This window comes from Staphylococcus sp. HMSC071G07, from assembly GCF_001811435.1.
GTDB lineage: Bacteria > Bacillota > Bacilli > Staphylococcales > Staphylococcaceae > Staphylococcus > Staphylococcus pettenkoferi.
Genome location: NZ_KV804772.1, coordinates 1 through 390 on the forward strand (window position 1 = coordinate 1; position 390 = coordinate 390).

The following is a 390-nucleotide window of genomic DNA, read 5'->3' on the forward strand; positions in this document are numbered from 1 at the left end:
GACATATTGCATTTAGTTTTGAATGCTCATGAAGAGTGTTCAATTAAATAGAGGAAAGTGAAAACGCTTGACTCATTGAAAAATCATTTTCGAAAGAAAGCGATTCTCAATCGATGAATTGAGTTGAGAGTGAAAGGAGCTTACTTATCGTAAGTGACTGTACACTCGAGACGAAAATGAAGAAGAGTGAAAACGCTTGACTCGAAAATAATTGAGGGCCTATAGCTCAGCTGGTTAGAGCGCACGCCTGATAAGCGTGAGGTCGGTGGTTCGAGTCCACTTAGGCCCACCATTTATTTGACAAGTTTCTATTGTATTTATTAAAATGAAATTTGTTCTCAAAAGTACTAACTTTTGAAGTTGCACATTGAAAACTAGATAGTAAGTATA

1 tRNA gene is annotated in these 390 nt (G+C 36.7%); it reads left to right on the forward strand.

Annotated features, from left to right (window positions below):
- The first annotated feature begins 215 nt into the window (after window positions 1–215).
- Window positions 216–292: transfer RNA gene (locus tag HMPREF2802_RS07785), tRNA-Ile, on the forward strand.
- Window positions 293–390 lie beyond the last annotated feature (98 nt).